The following is a 15011-nucleotide window of genomic DNA, read 5'->3' as shown; positions in this document are numbered from 1 at the left end:
CTTGACCCCAGTGTCTAACGCAGCGTGCGAAGTGTCTGCAACCTATTGCACTTTTAGAAGCACATATCTCGCGTTTTCAACGGCCTACAGATTTACAAACCCTAAAAAAATACATGGATTTTTCCACCCAGGTCCCGTAGGCCTCCGCCACCTTGTGGTCGAGGTCGGAGGCGAGCGGGAAGTCCAGGCCGAATTTCTGCGCGAATTTCTCGATAGGCCCCATCTTGTCCGGGCTGACCCCGATGACCGTCAGCCCCAGCCGGCCAAGCTGCGGCAGGGCTTCCTGGATGCCGCAGGCCTGCTGGGTGCAGCCCGGGGTGTCCGCCTTCGGATAGAAGTAGAGCAGGAAGGGCTGGCCCTTCAGCCCGTCCAGGCTGACCGTCCGGCCACCGCTGGCGGGCATGGTGAAATCCGGCGCCGGCATGCCCTCGGTCAATTCCGCCCCGCTCATTCCTGCCCCCCCGTCATGCTCCCCAGCGGCCCGATGCGGCGCTCGAAGACCGCCCGTACCGTGGCCGCAACCTCCTGCATCTGAGCGCGGAGGGCAGGCAGGTCAACCGGCGCCGGCTGACCGTCGGCCGCTGGGCCGAGCCGGGCCACGGCGCGCAGCAGCGCCTCGGCCGCCGGAGCGGGCAGCCCGGCCTCCCGCGTCTTGCCCACCGTCAGCCGGATCATGCCGATCACCGTGCGCCACAGCCGGTCGGCGGCGATCAGCGCCGCCGCCTCCTCGGCCGGCAGGATCCCGGCCTTGCCCAGCCTGGCCAGCGCCACCCGCGTGGTGGTGGCCAGCACCTCCGGGTGCTCCGGCCCGTGGCGAAGCTGCAGCGCCTGGGCGATGAACTCCACCTCGATCAAGCCGCCCGGCATCGCCTTCACGTCCCAGGGACCCTCGGCCGGCAGCTCCCGCAGCATCCGCGCCCGCATGGCGGCGGCATCGGCCAGCGCCGACCCGGCGGCGCCCGGCTTCAGCATGGCGGCGCGCAGCACCTCCGTCACCCGCCGCTTCAGGGCGGGCGGGCCGGCGATCGGCCGGGCGCGGGTCAGCGCCATCCGCTCCCAGGTCCAGGCATTCTCCTGGTGGTACTGCTCGAAGGAGGAAAGGCGGATGGCGACCGGGCCTTTGTTGCCGGAGGGTCGCAGCCGCATATCCACCTCCCACAGCCGCCCCTCCGCCCCCGGGGCGGTGATGGCGGCGACGATCTGCGGCGCGAGGCGGATGAAATACTCGGAGGGGGCGAGGGAACGCCGGCCGCCCGTGCTCTCCACCGCCTCCGGGTCGTGGTCGTAGAGCAGCACCAGGTCGAGGTCGGAGCCCGGCAGCATCTCCCGCCCGCCGAGCTTGCCCATGGCCAGCACCACCATGGCGCCGCCCTGGATGCGGCCGAAGCGCTCGGCGAAATCCGCGGCGATGCGGGGGAGCAGGGCGGCGATGGCGGAATCCGCGAGGTCTGCGCGCAGCTCCCCGGCGAGGTCGGCATCCAGCGTGCCCTCGAAGGCGGCGGCGTCGATCTCGAATTTCCGCTCCGTCGCCAGGCGCCGGGCGGCTTCCAGCGCCTCCTCGAAATGCCGCGCATCCTTCACCAGGGCGGGCAGGGCGGCGCTGGGGTCCGCCCCCTCCGGCGCCAGGCTGCCGGCCAGCAGCCCGTCCAGCGCCGCCGGGTTGCGCGCCAGGTGGTTGGCGAGCTGCGGCGCGGCGCCGAGGATGCCGGCCAGCCGGTCCAGCATGGCCGGGTTGCGGTGCAGCAGGGAGAGGATCTGCACCCCGGCCGGCAGGCGGGAGAGCACGCCGTCGAACCGCACCAGCGCCTGGTCCGGCTGGGATTGCCGGCCGAAGGCGGCGAGCAGCGCCGGCATCAGCTCGGTCAGCAGCTCCCGCGCCCGGGCGCTGCGCGTCGCGCGCGGGCGGCCATGATGCCAGCCGCGGACCAGCGCGGCGACGGAGGGCGGGTCGGTGAAGCCGAGGCGCTTCAGCGTCGCCAGCGTCTCCGGGTCGTCCTCCACCCCGGTGAAGACCAGGTTGCCGCCATCCCCCGCGCCTTCCTCCGAAAGCGCCGGCGCCGCCTCGAAGAACTTCCCGTAATGCCGCTCCACCCGCTGCAGGTGGCTCATGAAGGCGGCGGCGAATTCATCCGTGCTGGCGAAGCCCATGAAGGCGGCGATGCGGGCCAGCCCCGCCGCATCCTCCGGCAGGCGGTGGGTCTGCCGGTCATTCACCATCTGCAGCCGGTGCTCGAGGTCCCGCAGGAACAGATAGGCATCGGCCAGGTCGGCCGCCGCCCGCCGGTCCAGCTTGCCGGCGCCGGCCAGCGCCGCCAGCGCGCCGAGCGTCGTCGGGTCGCGCAGCGCCGGGTCCCGCCCGCCCCAGATGAGCTGCAGCACCTGCGCGGTGAACTCGATCTCGCGGATGCCGCCGCGGCCGAGCTTCACATCGTGCCCGGCCAGCGCCACTGTCGCGCCCGCTCCCTTTGCGGCCTTGTGCACATGGATCTGCCGCTTGATGGAATGGATGTCTGCGACGGCGGCGAAATCCAGATGACGGCGCCAGACGAAGGGGCGGATCTCGCGCAGGAAATGCTCGCCGAGCGCCCGGTCCCCGGCCACGGGCCGGGCCTTGATCATGGCCGCCCGTTCCCAATTCTGCCCCATGCTCTCGTAATAGGTGATGGCGGCGTTGAGCGAGACGGCGAGCGGCGTCGCCGCCGGATCCGGGCGCAGGCGGAGATCGGTGCGGAAGACGTAGCCATCCGCCGTGCGCTCATCCAGCAGCCGCACGAGATCGCGCGCCAGCCGGACATAGGCGGCGCCGGCGCGGTCGCTGTGGTAGGCTGCCGCCTCCGGCTCATAGAGCACCATGAGGTCGACATCCGAGGAGTAGTTCAGTTCCCTGCCGCCCAGCTTGCCCATGCCGAGGATTGCCAGGCCGCTGCCCTTGGTGATGCTGCGGACATCGCCATTGCGGCCGCGGGAGATCCTCAGCTCGCCGCGCTCCGCGGCGGCGAGGAGGAGATGGGCGGCGGCGAAGTCGATCGCCTGGTCGGCCAGATCCGAGAGCGCCCCCGTCACCCGTTCCAGCGCCCATTGCCCGTTGAGGTCGGCGACCGCGACGATCAGCGCGCCCTGACGCTTGACCTGCCGCAGCAGCGCCGCCACGCCGTCCCGCCCGGCGCCGGGATCGGCCCGGCCGAGCGGATCGAGCGCCAGGGCGAAGGCCTCGTCCGGCCCGCGCTCCGCGATTCGCAGCAGGGTGGCCGCTTCGCGCACCGCGAGATCCGCGAGGTAGGGGGAGTTGCCGCCCAGCCGGGCGAGCAGCGCCGCGCCCTCGGCGCTGGCGGCATAGGCGCGGCAGGCATCGCCGCGCTCGGCGAAGCGTTCCACCAGCCGGTCGACGGCGTCGGGATCGAAGGGGCGGGGCAGGCGCCGGGGGCCGGATGGCAAGGACATGAGGGAGGGAAAGGGTGAGCGGCGCCCGCGGTCAAGCGCTGCGTTGGGTCCCCCGGGCCTGCAACCTGGTACTCGGCCTGCTGGTCGGGCTCGGCCTCTGCCTCGGCGTCCTGGCCTGGCGGCTGGCGCAGGGCCCGCTGGAGGTGCCGGCCCTGGCCCGGCGGATCGAGGCGGCGGCCAATGCGGGCCTCGGCGAGGCGAAGCTTTCCATCGGCCGGGCGGATATCGCCTGGGAGGGGTTCCGCGGCGGCAGCGCCGCGCCGCTCGACATCGTGCTGCGCAACGTCGTGCTGCGGGATGCCGATGGCACGCCGCGGGTGGAGCTGCCGGATGCGGCGGTGACGCTTTCGGCCCGCGCCCTGCTGCGCGGCATGGTGGCGCCCTCGGTCATCGAGTTGCGGCAGCCCCGGGTGCTGGTGCTGCTGCGGCCGGACGGCTCCCTCGGCCTCACCCTCAACCCGCCGCCGGAGGTGGTGGCGGCGCCGGAGGCCGAGCCGGCGCCGGATGCGCTCGGCCTGCTGGCGGCGCTGATGCAGCCCGCCTCGGAGAGCGCCGCCTATGCCGCGCTGCGCCGCCTCCGGGTGAATGGCGGGGAGGTGGTGCTGGCGGAGATCGCAACCGGCCGGCGCTGGAGCCTCGCCGACCCGGTGCTCGACCTGCGCCGCGCCGCCGGCGGCGGGCTGGCGGGCGAGGGGCAGGCCACCTTCCATGCCGGGGAGGTGGTGATGCCGGTGCGCCTCTCCGGCGCGGCGGAGGGCACGCCGATGCAGCTCCGCGCCCGGATCGCCCTGCCGGCGCTGCGCCCCTCGGAGCTGGCCGGGATCTGGCCGGAACTCGCCCCGCTCCGCCCGCTGGACGCGCCGCTCGCCCTCTCCGCCGGGGCGAGCTTCGATGCGCGGGGGCGGCCGGAGGCGGTGGAGATCGGGCTGCAGGGCGGGGCGGGGGAGATCGAGCTCGGCACCGCGCGGCTGCCCATCGCCGGCTTCTCCGCCCGGCTGGAAGGCGGGACGCGGGCGCTGCGGCTGGCGGCGGCGGAGCTGGAATTGCCCGAAGGGCCACGCCTCAGCGCCACCGGCACGGCGCAGAAGGGCGAGGCGGGGTGGCAGGCGCAGCTCGATCTGCGCAGCTCCCCCTTGGCGGCGGAGCGGCTGCCCCGGCTCTGGCCGCCCGGGCTGGCGCCGGAGGCGCGCGCCGCCCTGCTGGCCGCCCTGCCGGCCGGGCAGCTGCGAGGGGCGCGGCTGCGCCTGAACCTCGCCGCGCCCGAGGGGCTGGAGACCGCAGCCTGGCGGGAGGCGCGGCTCGACCTCGCCCTGGACCGGGCAGTGCTGGGGCTGGGCGAGGCCGGCCGGCTGGCGACGGAGAGCCTGGAACTCGTCGCCGCCGCCACGCCTGAGGCGCTGCGGCTGGAGCGGCTGGCGCTGCGCCTGCCGGGGCCGGCCGGGCCGACCCTCGGCGCGGTGGGCAGCGCGGCGCTGGCGGAGGGGGCGTGGCAAGGTACGCTGGACCTGACGCTGGACCGGATGAATTTCGCCGATCTCGCCGGCTACTGGCCCGTGGGCATCGCCCCTGGCGCGCGGAACTGGATCACCCAGAACGTCATCGCCGGCCAGGCGCGCAACGGCACCTGGCACCTGGAAGGCCGGCTCGGCGCCGATCTGGGCGGCTTCGCCCTGACCGGGCTGCGCGGCCGGGTGGAGGCGAGCGAGGCGGTGGTGCACTGGCTGCGCCCGGTGCCGCCGGTGCAGGGCGTCGGCGGCATTGCGGAATTCTCCCCGACGGAGATCACCCTGCACAGCCAGGGGGGCCGGCAGATGCTGGGCGAGAGCCAGCGCGGGGGGCTGGAGCTGCGGGATGGCCAGGTCCGCTTCTTCAACCTGGGCAGCGAGCCGCCCATGGCGGAGATGGCTTTCCATCTGGCCGGCCCGCTGCCCGATGTGCTGCAGATCCTCCGTCACCCCCGGCTGAAGCTGTTCGAGCGGCGGAAGCTGGAATTGCAGGGGACCGGGCAGGTGGAGGCGCGGCTGACCGTCGGCCTGCCGCTGCTGAACGATCTGCCGCTGGAGGAGCTGCGGCTGACCGCCGAGGGCAAGGTGACGGAGGGGCGGCTGCAGAACGTCCTGGCCGGTCAGGCGCTGGACCGGCTGGCGCTGGACCTTTCGGTGACCACCGCCGGGCTGCGCGCCAGCGGCGAGGGCCAGTTGCTGGCGGCCCCGGTGCGCCTCGGCGTGGAGATGGATTTCCGCAACGGCCCGGCCAGCCAGGTGGTGGAGCGCGCCACCATGACCGGCAGGCTGGACCAGGGGCAGCTTGCCGCCCTCGGGCTCGAGACGCTCGGCCTGCTGGAGGGGCCGGTGGCGGTGGAGGCGCGGCTGGAGAAGCGCCGCAGCGGCGAAGGCCGCGCCATGCTGCGCGGCGATCTGCGGGAGGCGCGGCTGGCGCTGGAAGGGCTGGGCTGGCGCAAGCCCGCTGGGGTGATGGGCCAGGCGGAGGCGGTGCTGCGGCTGCAGGGAGACACGCTGCAATCCGCCGATGGCATCCGGGTGGAGGCGCCGGAGCTGCTGCTCCGCGGCCGTGCCCTGCTCGGCCCCGCCGCGCGGCTGGAGCGGTTCGAGCTGGCCGAGGCGGCGCTCGGCGCCTCCCGCTTCCAGGGGGAGGTGCGGCGCCCGGCCCGGGCCGGGGCGCCCTGGCAGGCGGTACTGCGCGGCCCGCTCTTCGACCTGCGGCCGGTGCTGGCCGCGGAGGAGGGGCACGCCGGCCCGTCGCCCCCCGCCGCAGAGGACCCGCCCTTGGCCCTCGATCTCGGCTTCGAGCGGATGACGATGGGGGAGGGGCGGACCCTCTTCGCCGTGCAGGCCACCGGCCGCACCGACAGCCGCGGCCTGCTGCGGGAGGCGCAGGTGGAAGGCCACACCGCTTCGCCCCTGGCAGGGGGCGCGACCGGGCGGTTCAACCTCAGCCTCGCCCCGCGTGGGGAGGAGCGGCTGCTGCGGATCGCCGCCGAGGATGGCGGGGCGCTGCTGCGCGCGCTGGACGTGCTGGATTCCGTCCAGGGCGGGCGGCTGAACGTCACCGCCAGCTACCGGGAGCTGCGGCCGGGCGCGCCGCTGACCGGCACGGCGGAGCTGGAGCAATTCGTGGTGCGGGAGGCGCCGGCGGCAGCCAAGCTGCTGCAGGCGATGACGCTCTACGGGCTGGTGGAGGCGATGCAGGGCGGGCGTGGCTTGGTCTTCGCCCGGCTGGTCGCCCCCTTCAGCCTGACGCCGGGGGAGCTGGTGCTGCGGGATGCCAGGGCCTTCTCCGCCTCGCTGGGCGTGACCGCCAAGGGGCGGATCGGCCGGCGGGCGGGGATGATCGATGTCGAGGGCACGATCGTGCCGGCCTATGTCTTCAACACCCTGCTCGGCAACATTCCGCTGCTCGGCCGGCTGTTCAGCCCGGAGGCGGGGGGCGGGGTCTTCGCCGGCACCTATCAGGTGCGGGGCCGGCTGGCGGACCCGGATGTCTCGGTGAACCCGCTGGCGGCGCTGACGCCGGGCTTCCTGCGCGGCATTTTCGGCCTGCGGCCCAGCGAGACGCCGCCGGGGACGGGACAGCCGCAGACGGGGATAGACAGGTAGGGGGCTTCGCCCCACCAGGGGCGCTGCCCCTGGACCTACGCCGGAGGGGCGTCGGCAACAACGATCCCTGGACCCCGGCGTGAGGCGGCGGGCTCAACCCATGGGGCTGAAACGCAGCCGGGTGCGGGCGCGCAGCGCCTCCTGCCGGGCGCCTGGCTGGACTGAGTGCGGCTGTCTCGCCGCCGCCCATTGCCCTTCCGCGGCTAGAGCATGCTGCGTTCGCTTGCGCTCACGCAGCATGCTCTAGGCCGTTGTTTTGCGAGCATCTTCACGCGTTCAGATGATTCCCTCTGAACGCGATCTGCTCTAGGCTGCGGAAGGTTGGGCGAGGGCCCGGGACTCCAGCGACCCCGGGCCCCCCAAAGCCGCGCAGCGGTTTTGCGGGGCGTTAGCCCGGCCGCACCAGGATGTGCCGTTTGCGGCCGAGGCTGAGCTTGGCCGCGCCGTCGCGCAGCTCGGCCGCCGTCACCATGGCCTGCGGATCGGTCACCGGCGCGTCGTTCAGCCGGACGCCGTTCTGGGCGATCAGCCGCCGCGCCTCGCCCTTGCTGGCCACCAGCTTCGCCGCCGCCAGCAGATCCACCACGCTGGCGGGCAGCGCATGGGCGAGGCTCGGCAGGGTCTCCGCCGCCTCGCCCTGCTCGAAGGCACGGCGGGCGGTCTCCGCCGCCTGCTCCGCCGCGGCGCGGCCATGCAGCAGGGCGGTCGCCTCGGTCGCCAGCACCTTCTTCGCCTCGTTCACCTCGGCGCCGGCCAGGGCGCCCAGGCGGCGGACCTCCCCCATCGGCAGCTCGGTGAAGAGGCCGAGGAAGCGGCCGACATCGGCATCCTCGGTGTTCCGCCAGAACTGCCAGTAGTCATAGGGGCTGAGCCGTTCGGCATTCAGCCAGACGGCGCCGGCCGCGGTCTTGCCCATCTTGGCGCCGGAGGCGGTGGTGAGCAGCGGCGTCGTCACGCCGAAGACCTCGGCCCCATCCATGCGGCGGCACAGCTCGACGCCCATGACGATGTTGCCCCATTGATCGGAGCCGCCCATCTGCATCGCGACGCCGTAGCGGCGGCGGAGCTCCGCGAAATCGTAGCTCTGCAGCAGCATGTAGTTGAATTCGAGGAAGCTGAGATTCTGCTCCCGGTCCAGGCGCAGCCGCACGCTGTCCATGGTCAGCATGCGGTTGACGCTGAAGTGGCGGCCGACATCGCGCAGGAAGGGGATGTAGCGGAGCTGGTCCAGCCATTCGGCATTGTCCAGCATCACCGCATCGGTCGAGCCCTCGCCGAAGTGCAGGAAGGGCTCGAAGGCCTTCCGGATGCCGGCCTTGTTGCGCTCGATGGCGGCATCGTCCAGCAGCGGCCGCGCCTCGTCGCGGAAGGAGGGGTCGCCGACCTTGGTCGTGCCGCCGCCCATCAGCACCACCGGCTTGTGTCCCGTGCGCTGCAGCAGCCGCAGCAGCATGATCTGCATCAGGCTGCCGACATGCAGGCTGTCCGCCGTGCAGTCGAAGCCGATATAGCCCGGCAGCACCCCGGCCCTGAGCCGCGCCGCCAGCGCCTCGCGGTCGGTGATCTGGTGGATGAAGCCGCGCGTTTCGGCCTCGTGCAGGAAGTCGCTCATGCGCTGGATTTCGCTTCGGGGCTTGGCAATGGGGCCGCCCCCGTAGCACAGGGGAGGGATGCTTAGAACCATCGGCCTGATGAGCGGCACTTCCCTGGACGGCGTGGACGCCGCCTGGATCGAGACCGATGGCGAGATGATCGGCCGCGTCGGGCCCACCCTGACCCTGCCCTATGCCCCGGCCCTGCGGCGCGACCTGCGCCGGCTGCTGGACCTGGCGGAGGGGCTGGAGCCGGGCGATGCCTTCCTGGCGGAGTGCGTCGCCCGGTTGACGGAACGCCATGCCGAGGCGGTACAGCGGCTGCGCGAGCAGGTCTGGGAGCAGATGCGGGAGGAGACCGACCTGCTCGGCTTCCATGGCCAGACCATCCTGCACCGCCCGCCCCCGGCCCGGCCGGGCGGCAATGCGGCGGGGGCGGAGGCCCGGGTGCCGGGGCGGACTTGGCAGGTGGGGGATGCCATGGCGCTGTCCCGGCGCACCGGGCTTTCCGTGGCCTATGATTTCCGCAGCGCCGATGTGGCCGCCGGCGGCCAGGGGGCGCCGCTGGTGCCGGTGGTGCATGCCGCCCTGGCGCGCTCCCTGCCGAAGCCGCTGGCGGTGCTCAATCTCGGTGGGGTCGGCAATGTCACCTGGATCGGCGCCGACGGGGCGCTGCTGGCCTTCGATACCGGCCCGGCCAATGGGCCGCTGGACGACTGGGCGCGGAAATCCGCCGGCCGCGATTACGACAAGGACGGCCGCCTGGCCCTGGCCGGCCAGGCGGATGGCGCCGTGCTGGCGCGGCTGATGGCCCACCCCTACCTGGCCGCGCCGCCGCCCAAATCCCTCGACCGGCTGGATTTCGACCGGGCGCTGAAGGAGGCGGGGGCAGGGGAGCTCTCTCCCGAGGATGGCGCGGCGACGCTGGTGGCCTTCTCGGCCGTCTGCGTGGCGGCGGCGGCGCGGCACTTTCCGGACCCGCCGCTGCACTGGCTGGTCTGCGGCGGCGGAAGGCGCAACCCGGCGATGATGCGGGCCCTGGCCGGGGTGCTGGAGGGGCCGGTGCGGCCGGTGGAGGTGGCGGGGTGGAACGGGGATGCGCTGGAGGCGCAGGCCTTCGGCGTGCTGGCGGCTCGCGTCGCCCGGCGCCTGCCGCTGACCTTTCCAGGGACGACCGGGGCGCCCTACCCTCTGCCCGGGGGGCGCCTGCTCGGTCCGCTGCTCTGAATCCCGCCGGCGGCTACGCGGCCCCGCGGGGTGACCGGCTCTCGGCCGGAGCGTGGCGGCAGTGCCGGGGACGCCTCAGGGGAGGAGAAGGCTGATGCCGATCATCGATGCACAGGTGCATGTCTATGAGCGCAACCATCCGGGGCGGCCCTGGGTGGATGCGCTGGCCGGGCCGCCGGAGGTGACGGGCGACCAGATGGTGGCGGCGATGGACGAGGTGGGCGTGGATGGCGCGCTGCTCGTCTCCGTCCATTCCATGTACCGCTACGATGCCAGCTACGCGGTGCAGGAGCATGCGAAGCACCCGACGCGCTTCGCGCTCATCAAGCCGGTGGACCCGCGGGATCCGGGGGTGGCGGAGACCATTGCCGACTGGAAGGCGCAGAAGGGCACGGTCGGCATCCGGGTGATGATGCGGCCGGGCGTCTCGACGGACCCCGCCGATCCGGGCCTGGGGCGCGTGCTGGCGGCGGCGGCGAAGCACGGGCTGGCGCTGAACCTGCTGGCCTATGGCCGCTTGCCGCAGGTGCTGGAGATGGCGCGGCTGTATCCGGACACGCAGATCGTCATCGACCATCTGGGCCTGCCTCAGCCCTTCCACCCGCCGGCGCCGGAGCAGCCATGGGCGGCGCTGCCGGAACTGCTGGCCCTGGCCGCGCGCCCGAATGTGGCGGTGAAGATCACCGGCGCCTGCACCCTGGCGAAGACGCCCTATCCCTATCCCGACATCTGGCCGAACCTGGCGCGGATCTTCGAGGCCTTCGGCCTGGAGCGCTGCTGCTGGGGCACCGACTGGACCCGCGCCGTGGCGCTGCTGAGCTACCGCGAGGGCGTCGATGCCTTCCGCCTGAACGAGCGCCTGTCCGAGAGCGACAAGGCCATGCTGATGGGCGGCAGCGTGCAGCGCGTCTATGGCTGGGCGCCGGGCTGAGGACCGGCCGGAGTCTCTCCGACCCTGAGCGCCCGCCGCGGCACCGCGCCGCCCGTTGCCCTGGCGTGGCTTTGCCGTGCCAGGCTGTGCGATGCACCGCTTGTCAGGCGACTCCGGGGCCCCCGCGACGTCGCGCAGCGATGTCGCGGGGATAAGGTCAGTGTCCTCGCAGGATCTGGCTGAGGAACAGCTTCAGCCGGTCGGTCTGCGGGGTCTCGAAGATCTGTGCCGGGGTGCCCATCTCGACGATCTCGCCGCGGTCCATGAACACCACGCGGTCGGCGACCTGCCGGGCGAAGCCCATCTCATGCGTCACGCAGATCATGGTCATGCCCATCTCGGCCAGGCTGACCATGGTGTCCAGCACCTCCTTGATCATCTCCGGGTCGAGCGCCGAGGTCGGCTCGTCGAACAGCATGATCTTCGGCTTCATGCAGAGCGCGCGGGCGATGGCGACGCGCTGCTGCTGCCCGCCGGAGAGCTGGCCGGGATACTTCTTTGCCTGCTCCGGGATGCGCACCCGGGTCAGGTATTCCATCGCCAGCTCCTCCGCCTGCTTCTTCGGCATCCGGCGCACCCAGATCGGCGCCAGGGTGCAATTCTCGAGGATGGTGAGGTGGGGGAAGAGGTTGAAGCTCTGGAACACCATGCCGACCTCGCGGCGGATGTCGTCCAGCGCCTTGACGTCGTCCGAGAGCTCGATCCCGTTGACGAGGATTCGGCCCTCCTGATGCGTCTCCAGCCGGTTGATGCAGCGGATGAGGGTGGATTTGCCGGAACCGGAGGGGCCGCAGACCACCACCCGCTCGCCGAGGGCGACGGTCAGGCTGACGTCGCGCAGCACATGCAGGCTACCGAACCACTTGTTCACCTTGTCCAGCACGATGGCCGGCGGCGCATCGGTGCGGGCGGCGGAGGCGATCTGGTCGAGGGTCTCGCTCATCCTGCGGGGTCCTTTCAGCGACGCCGATGGCGGTTCAGCTCCGCCTCCAGCCCCTGGCTGTATTTGCTCATCGCGAAGCAGAAGACGAAGTAGATGGCGCCGACGGTCACATAGACCTCGATGCCGAAGCCCTGCCAGGCCGGTTCGATGATCGCCGTCTTGCCCGCCGTCAGCAGGTCGAAGATGCCGATGATGAGGACCAGGGAGGTGTCCTTGAAGAAGCCGATGAAGGTGTTCACCAGCGGCGGGATCACCAGGCGCAGCGCCTGCGGCAGGATGATGAAGCCGGTCTTCTGCCAGTAGCTCAGCCCCAGCGCGTCGGCCGCCTCGTACTGGCCCTTGGGCAGGGCCTGCAGCCCGCCGCGCACCACCTCCGCCAGATAGGCGCCGGCGAAGAGGATGATGGCGATCTGGGCGCGCAGCAGCTTGTCGATGTTCATCCCTTCCGGCAGGAAGAGCGGGAACATCACGCTGGCCATGAAGAGCAGCGAGATCAGCGGCACGCCGCGGATCAGCTCCACATACAGCACGCAGATCGCCTTGATGGCCGGCAGCTTCGAGCGCCGGCCGAGTGCCACCAGGATCGCCAGCGGGAAGGCGAAGGCGAGGCCGAAGGTGGCGAGGATGAGGGTGATGACGAGGCCGCCCCAGCGCTCCTGCGGCACATAGGGCAGGCCGAGCACGCCGCCCCACATCAGCACGCCGATCAGCGCCAGCACCCCGGCCCAGACGAAGGCCAGCTCCTTGCGCCAGAAGCGCCGCATGGCGGAGACGACGTAGAGCCCGATGAAGAGCAGGATGCAAAGGGCGGGGCGCCAATGCTCCTCGAAGGGGTAGGTGCCGAAGAGGATGAAGCGATGCTTCTCCGTCACCACCGCCCAGCAGGCGCCGATGCCCTTCAGGTCGCGGCAGGCCTGGGTCTGGTTGTTCGGCACCGACCAGACGGCGTTGAGGATGCCCCATTCGACGAAGCCCGCCGCCCAGCGGATGATGAGATAGGCCAGCGCCAGGGTAACGAGGGTGGAGAGCCAGCCGGAGAAGAGGTTGGCCCTGAGCCAGGCCAGCAGCCCCACCTGGCTGATGGGCGGGCTGCGCGGCGCGGCTTCCGGCGCGGCGGCGGTGGCGTTCAGCGTGATGTCGCTCATCGGCTCAGCGCTCCACCAGCGCAATGCGCGCCGCGTAGCTGGCCCTCGGGCCAGCGAAGCCAGGGACGGGGTAGCTGGACCTTGGGCCAGCGAAGCCAGGGAAGGACAATGCGGGCATCGCCGTCACCTCTCCACCAGCGCGATGCGCGCATTGTACCAGTTCATGAACAGCGAGATGGACAGGCTGATGCTGAGATAGACCAGCATGATGATGGCGATCCCCTCGATCGCCTGGCCGGTCTGGTTCAGCGTGGTGTTGGCGATGGAGACGATGTCCTGGTAGCCGATCGCCACCGCCAGGGAGCTGTTCTTGGTGATGTTCAGGTACTGGCTGGTCATCGGCGGGACGATGACGCGCAGCGCCTGGGGCAGCACGATCTGCCGCAGCACCTGGCCGGGATGCAGGCCGAGGGCCTGGGCCGCTTCCCACTGCCCCTGCGGCACCGCCAGGATGCCGGCGCGGACGATTTCCGCAATGAAGCCGGCGGTGTACATCACCAGCCCGAGCAGCAGCGCGAAATATTCCGGGGAGACGGTGAGGCCCCCGCGGAAATTGAAGCCGCGCAGTTCCGGCCAGTCCACCGCCCAGGGCGCCCCCGCTGCGAACCAGACGCCGATGGGCAGAACCAGCATCAGGCCGAGCGCCACCGGCCAAACCCGGCGCGGCTGGCCGTCCTGCATCTGCCGCGCCAGAACGGCACGGCGGTAGAGCCAGGTGATGACGGCGCCGAGCAGGCAGGCGAGCAGGGCGAAGCTGTGCGCATCCTGCCACTCGATCCAAGGCAGCTTCAGCCCGCGGTTGGAGAGGAAGACGCCCGCCGCCGGGTGCAGCGCCTGGCGCGGCCCCGGCAGCCCCTGCAGGATGGCGTACCAGAACAGCAGCTGCAGCAGCAGCGGCAGGTCGCGGATCACCTCGACATAGACCGCCGCCAGCTTGGCCAGCAGCCAGTTCTTCGACAGCCGAGCGACGCCGATCAGCGTGCCGAGGATGGTCGCCAGCACGATGCCGATGACGGCGACCTTCAGCGTGTTGAGGAGGCCGACCAGCAGGGCGCGGAAATAGGTGTCGGTCGGGCTGTAGTCGATGACGTGCTCGGCGATGGGCAGCCCGGCCTCGCGGCCGAGGAAGCCGAAGCCGGTGGCGATCCGCCGGACTTCCAGGTTGTGGACCGTGTTCGACCACAGCCACCACAGGATGAAGCCGATGACGCCGACGACCAGCACCTGCCAGACGATGGCACGCACCCTTTCATCGGACCAGGACAGGCGGATGGGCCGCTTCGGCGGGGCCCGCAGGCTGCGTGGATCGATGGCGGCGTCGGACATGAGGCGGGCGTCCTCGCTGGGGCGTGGTCGCCAGGGGACGACCACCGAAAAGCCTGAAGCAGGCGACCGGAGAGCCCGGGGCAGGAAGGACCGCTTGCGGCCGCCTCCTGCCCCGGGCAGGCGGGTGGCGGGCCGGCAGGGCGTGCCCCGCCGGCCGCCGCACCCTCAGCGGAAGGGGGGCGAGTATTGCAGCCCGCCCGCGTTCCACAGCGCATTGGGGCCGCGTTGGATGCCGAGGGGGGCCAGGCTGCGCTGGAAGATCTCCCCGTAATTGCCGGTGGCCTTCAGCACCGCCACGCCCCAATTCTCGGACAGGCCAAGCATCGGGCCGAGGCCGCCGGACTTGCCCAGCATGCGCTGCACCTCCGGCCGTGGATCGTTGAGCATCTGGTCGACATTGGCCTGGGTGATGCCGAATTCCTCCGCCGAGAGCAGCAGGAAATGCGTCCAACGGACGATGTCGGCAAAGCGGGCATCGCCCTGGCGCACTGCCAGCGCCAGCGGCTCCTTGCTGATCACCTCGGGCAGGATGACGTGGTCCTCCGGCCGGCCCTGGGCGGCCCGCAGCGCGGCGAGGCCGGAGACGTCGGTGGTGTAGGAGTCGCAGCGGCCGGCCAGATAGGCCGCGGTCACCTCCGCCAGCGTCTCGATCACCACGGGGGTGAAGCGGACCTGGTTGGACCGTGCCCATTCCGCCAGGTTCTGCTCGGTGGTGGTGCCGGGCTGCACGCAGATGGTGGCGCCGTCCAGCTCCTTCGCCGTCTTCACCCCGGCGCTCGCCTTCACGAT

8 protein-coding genes and 2 pseudogenes are annotated in these 15011 nt (G+C 72.0%); 3 read left to right on the top strand and 7 right to left on the bottom strand.

Annotated features, from left to right (window positions below; translation table 11 throughout):
• Positions 1–109: 109 nt before the first annotated feature.
• Together NJ376_RS01155 and NJ376_RS01150 are read right to left on the bottom strand one after the other, a co-directional pair.
• Positions 110–451 (bottom strand): annotated as a pseudogene (locus tag NJ376_RS01155) (peroxiredoxin); the annotation flags it as partial.
• Positions 448–3435, bottom strand: a complete 2988-nt coding sequence (locus tag NJ376_RS01150) for a bifunctional [glutamine synthetase] adenylyltransferase/[glutamine synthetase]-adenylyl-L-tyrosine phosphorylase (protein WP_252951378.1) — start codon at positions 3433–3435, stop codon at positions 448–450. The gene NJ376_RS01150 and the pseudogene NJ376_RS01155, both read right to left, overlap by 4 nt.
• 20 nt (positions 3436–3455) lie before the next feature.
• Between NJ376_RS01150 and NJ376_RS29085 the strand changes: the two genes are divergently transcribed.
• Positions 3456–7058, top strand: a complete 3603-nt coding sequence (locus tag NJ376_RS29085; protein ID WP_252951377.1) for a DUF3971 domain-containing protein — start codon at positions 3456–3458, stop codon at positions 7056–7058.
• 388 nt (positions 7059–7446) lie between these two features.
• Here the strand turns inward: NJ376_RS29085 and tyrS are convergent, their stop codons facing one another.
• On the bottom strand, positions 7447–8670 hold the full coding sequence (gene tyrS / locus NJ376_RS01140; RefSeq protein ID WP_252951376.1) for a tyrosine--tRNA ligase: 1224 nt from the start codon (positions 8668–8670) through the stop codon (positions 7447–7449).
• A gap of 58 nt (positions 8671–8728) precedes the next feature.
• Between tyrS and NJ376_RS01135 the strand changes: the two genes are divergently transcribed.
• The gene (locus NJ376_RS01135; RefSeq protein ID WP_252951375.1) at positions 8729–9877 is read left to right on the top strand and encodes an anhydro-N-acetylmuramic acid kinase; all 1149 of its coding nucleotides are present in this window, start codon (positions 8729–8731) and stop codon (positions 9875–9877) included.
• Between the two features lie 94 nt (positions 9878–9971).
• Positions 9972–10808 (top strand): amidohydrolase family protein, encoded by an 837-nt coding sequence (locus NJ376_RS01130; RefSeq protein WP_252951374.1) that lies wholly within the window; start codon positions 9972–9974, stop codon positions 10806–10808.
• 157 nt (positions 10809–10965) lie between these two features.
• Here the strand turns inward: NJ376_RS01130 and NJ376_RS01125 are convergent, their stop codons facing one another.
• From NJ376_RS01125 to NJ376_RS01110, 4 genes and pseudogenes are all read right to left on the bottom strand, one after another.
• Positions 10966–11751: an amino acid ABC transporter ATP-binding protein gene (locus NJ376_RS01125; protein WP_252951373.1), complete on the bottom strand. Its 786-nt coding sequence runs from the start codon at positions 11749–11751 to the stop codon at positions 10966–10968.
• Between the two features lie 14 nt (positions 11752–11765).
• Positions 11766–12896: an amino acid ABC transporter permease gene (locus tag NJ376_RS01120; RefSeq protein ID WP_252951372.1), complete on the bottom strand. Its 1131-nt coding sequence runs from the start codon at positions 12894–12896 to the stop codon at positions 11766–11768.
• Between the two features lie 123 nt (positions 12897–13019).
• A complete protein-coding gene (locus NJ376_RS01115) occupies positions 13020–14222 on the bottom strand; it encodes an amino acid ABC transporter permease (protein WP_252951371.1) in 1203 nt (400 codons plus the stop codon).
• Between the two features lie 165 nt (positions 14223–14387).
• Positions 14388–15011, bottom strand: a pseudogene (locus tag NJ376_RS01110) (amino acid ABC transporter substrate-binding protein); the annotation flags it as partial.

The sequence above is a fragment of the Siccirubricoccus soli genome (assembly GCF_024178315.1).
Classification (GTDB): domain Bacteria; phylum Pseudomonadota; class Alphaproteobacteria; order Acetobacterales; family Acetobacteraceae; genus Siccirubricoccus; species Siccirubricoccus soli.
Note: the sequence above shows the minus strand (reverse complement) of the source record. Positions and strands in the feature narration are given on the sequence as shown.

Bases quoted from the DNA above. Each gene is read 5' to 3' on its own strand.
- tyrS (WP_252951376.1), bottom strand. From the start codon at position 8,670: ATGAGCGACTTCCTGCACGAGGCCGAAACGCGCGGCTTCATCCACCAG.
- NJ376_RS01135 (WP_252951375.1), top strand. From the start codon at position 8,729: ATGCTTAGAACCATCGGCCTGATGAGCGGCACTTCCCTGGACGGCGTG.
- NJ376_RS01130 (WP_252951374.1), top strand. From the start codon at position 9,972: ATGCCGATCATCGATGCACAGGTGCATGTCTATGAGCGCAACCATCCG.
- NJ376_RS01125 (WP_252951373.1), bottom strand. From the start codon at position 11,751: ATGAGCGAGACCCTCGACCAGATCGCCTCCGCCGCCCGCACCGATGCG.
- NJ376_RS01120 (WP_252951372.1), bottom strand. From the start codon at position 12,896: ATGAGCGACATCACGCTGAACGCCACCGCCGCCGCGCCGGAAGCCGCG.
- NJ376_RS01115 (WP_252951371.1), bottom strand. From the start codon at position 14,222: ATGTCCGACGCCGCCATCGATCCACGCAGCCTGCGGGCCCCGCCGAAG.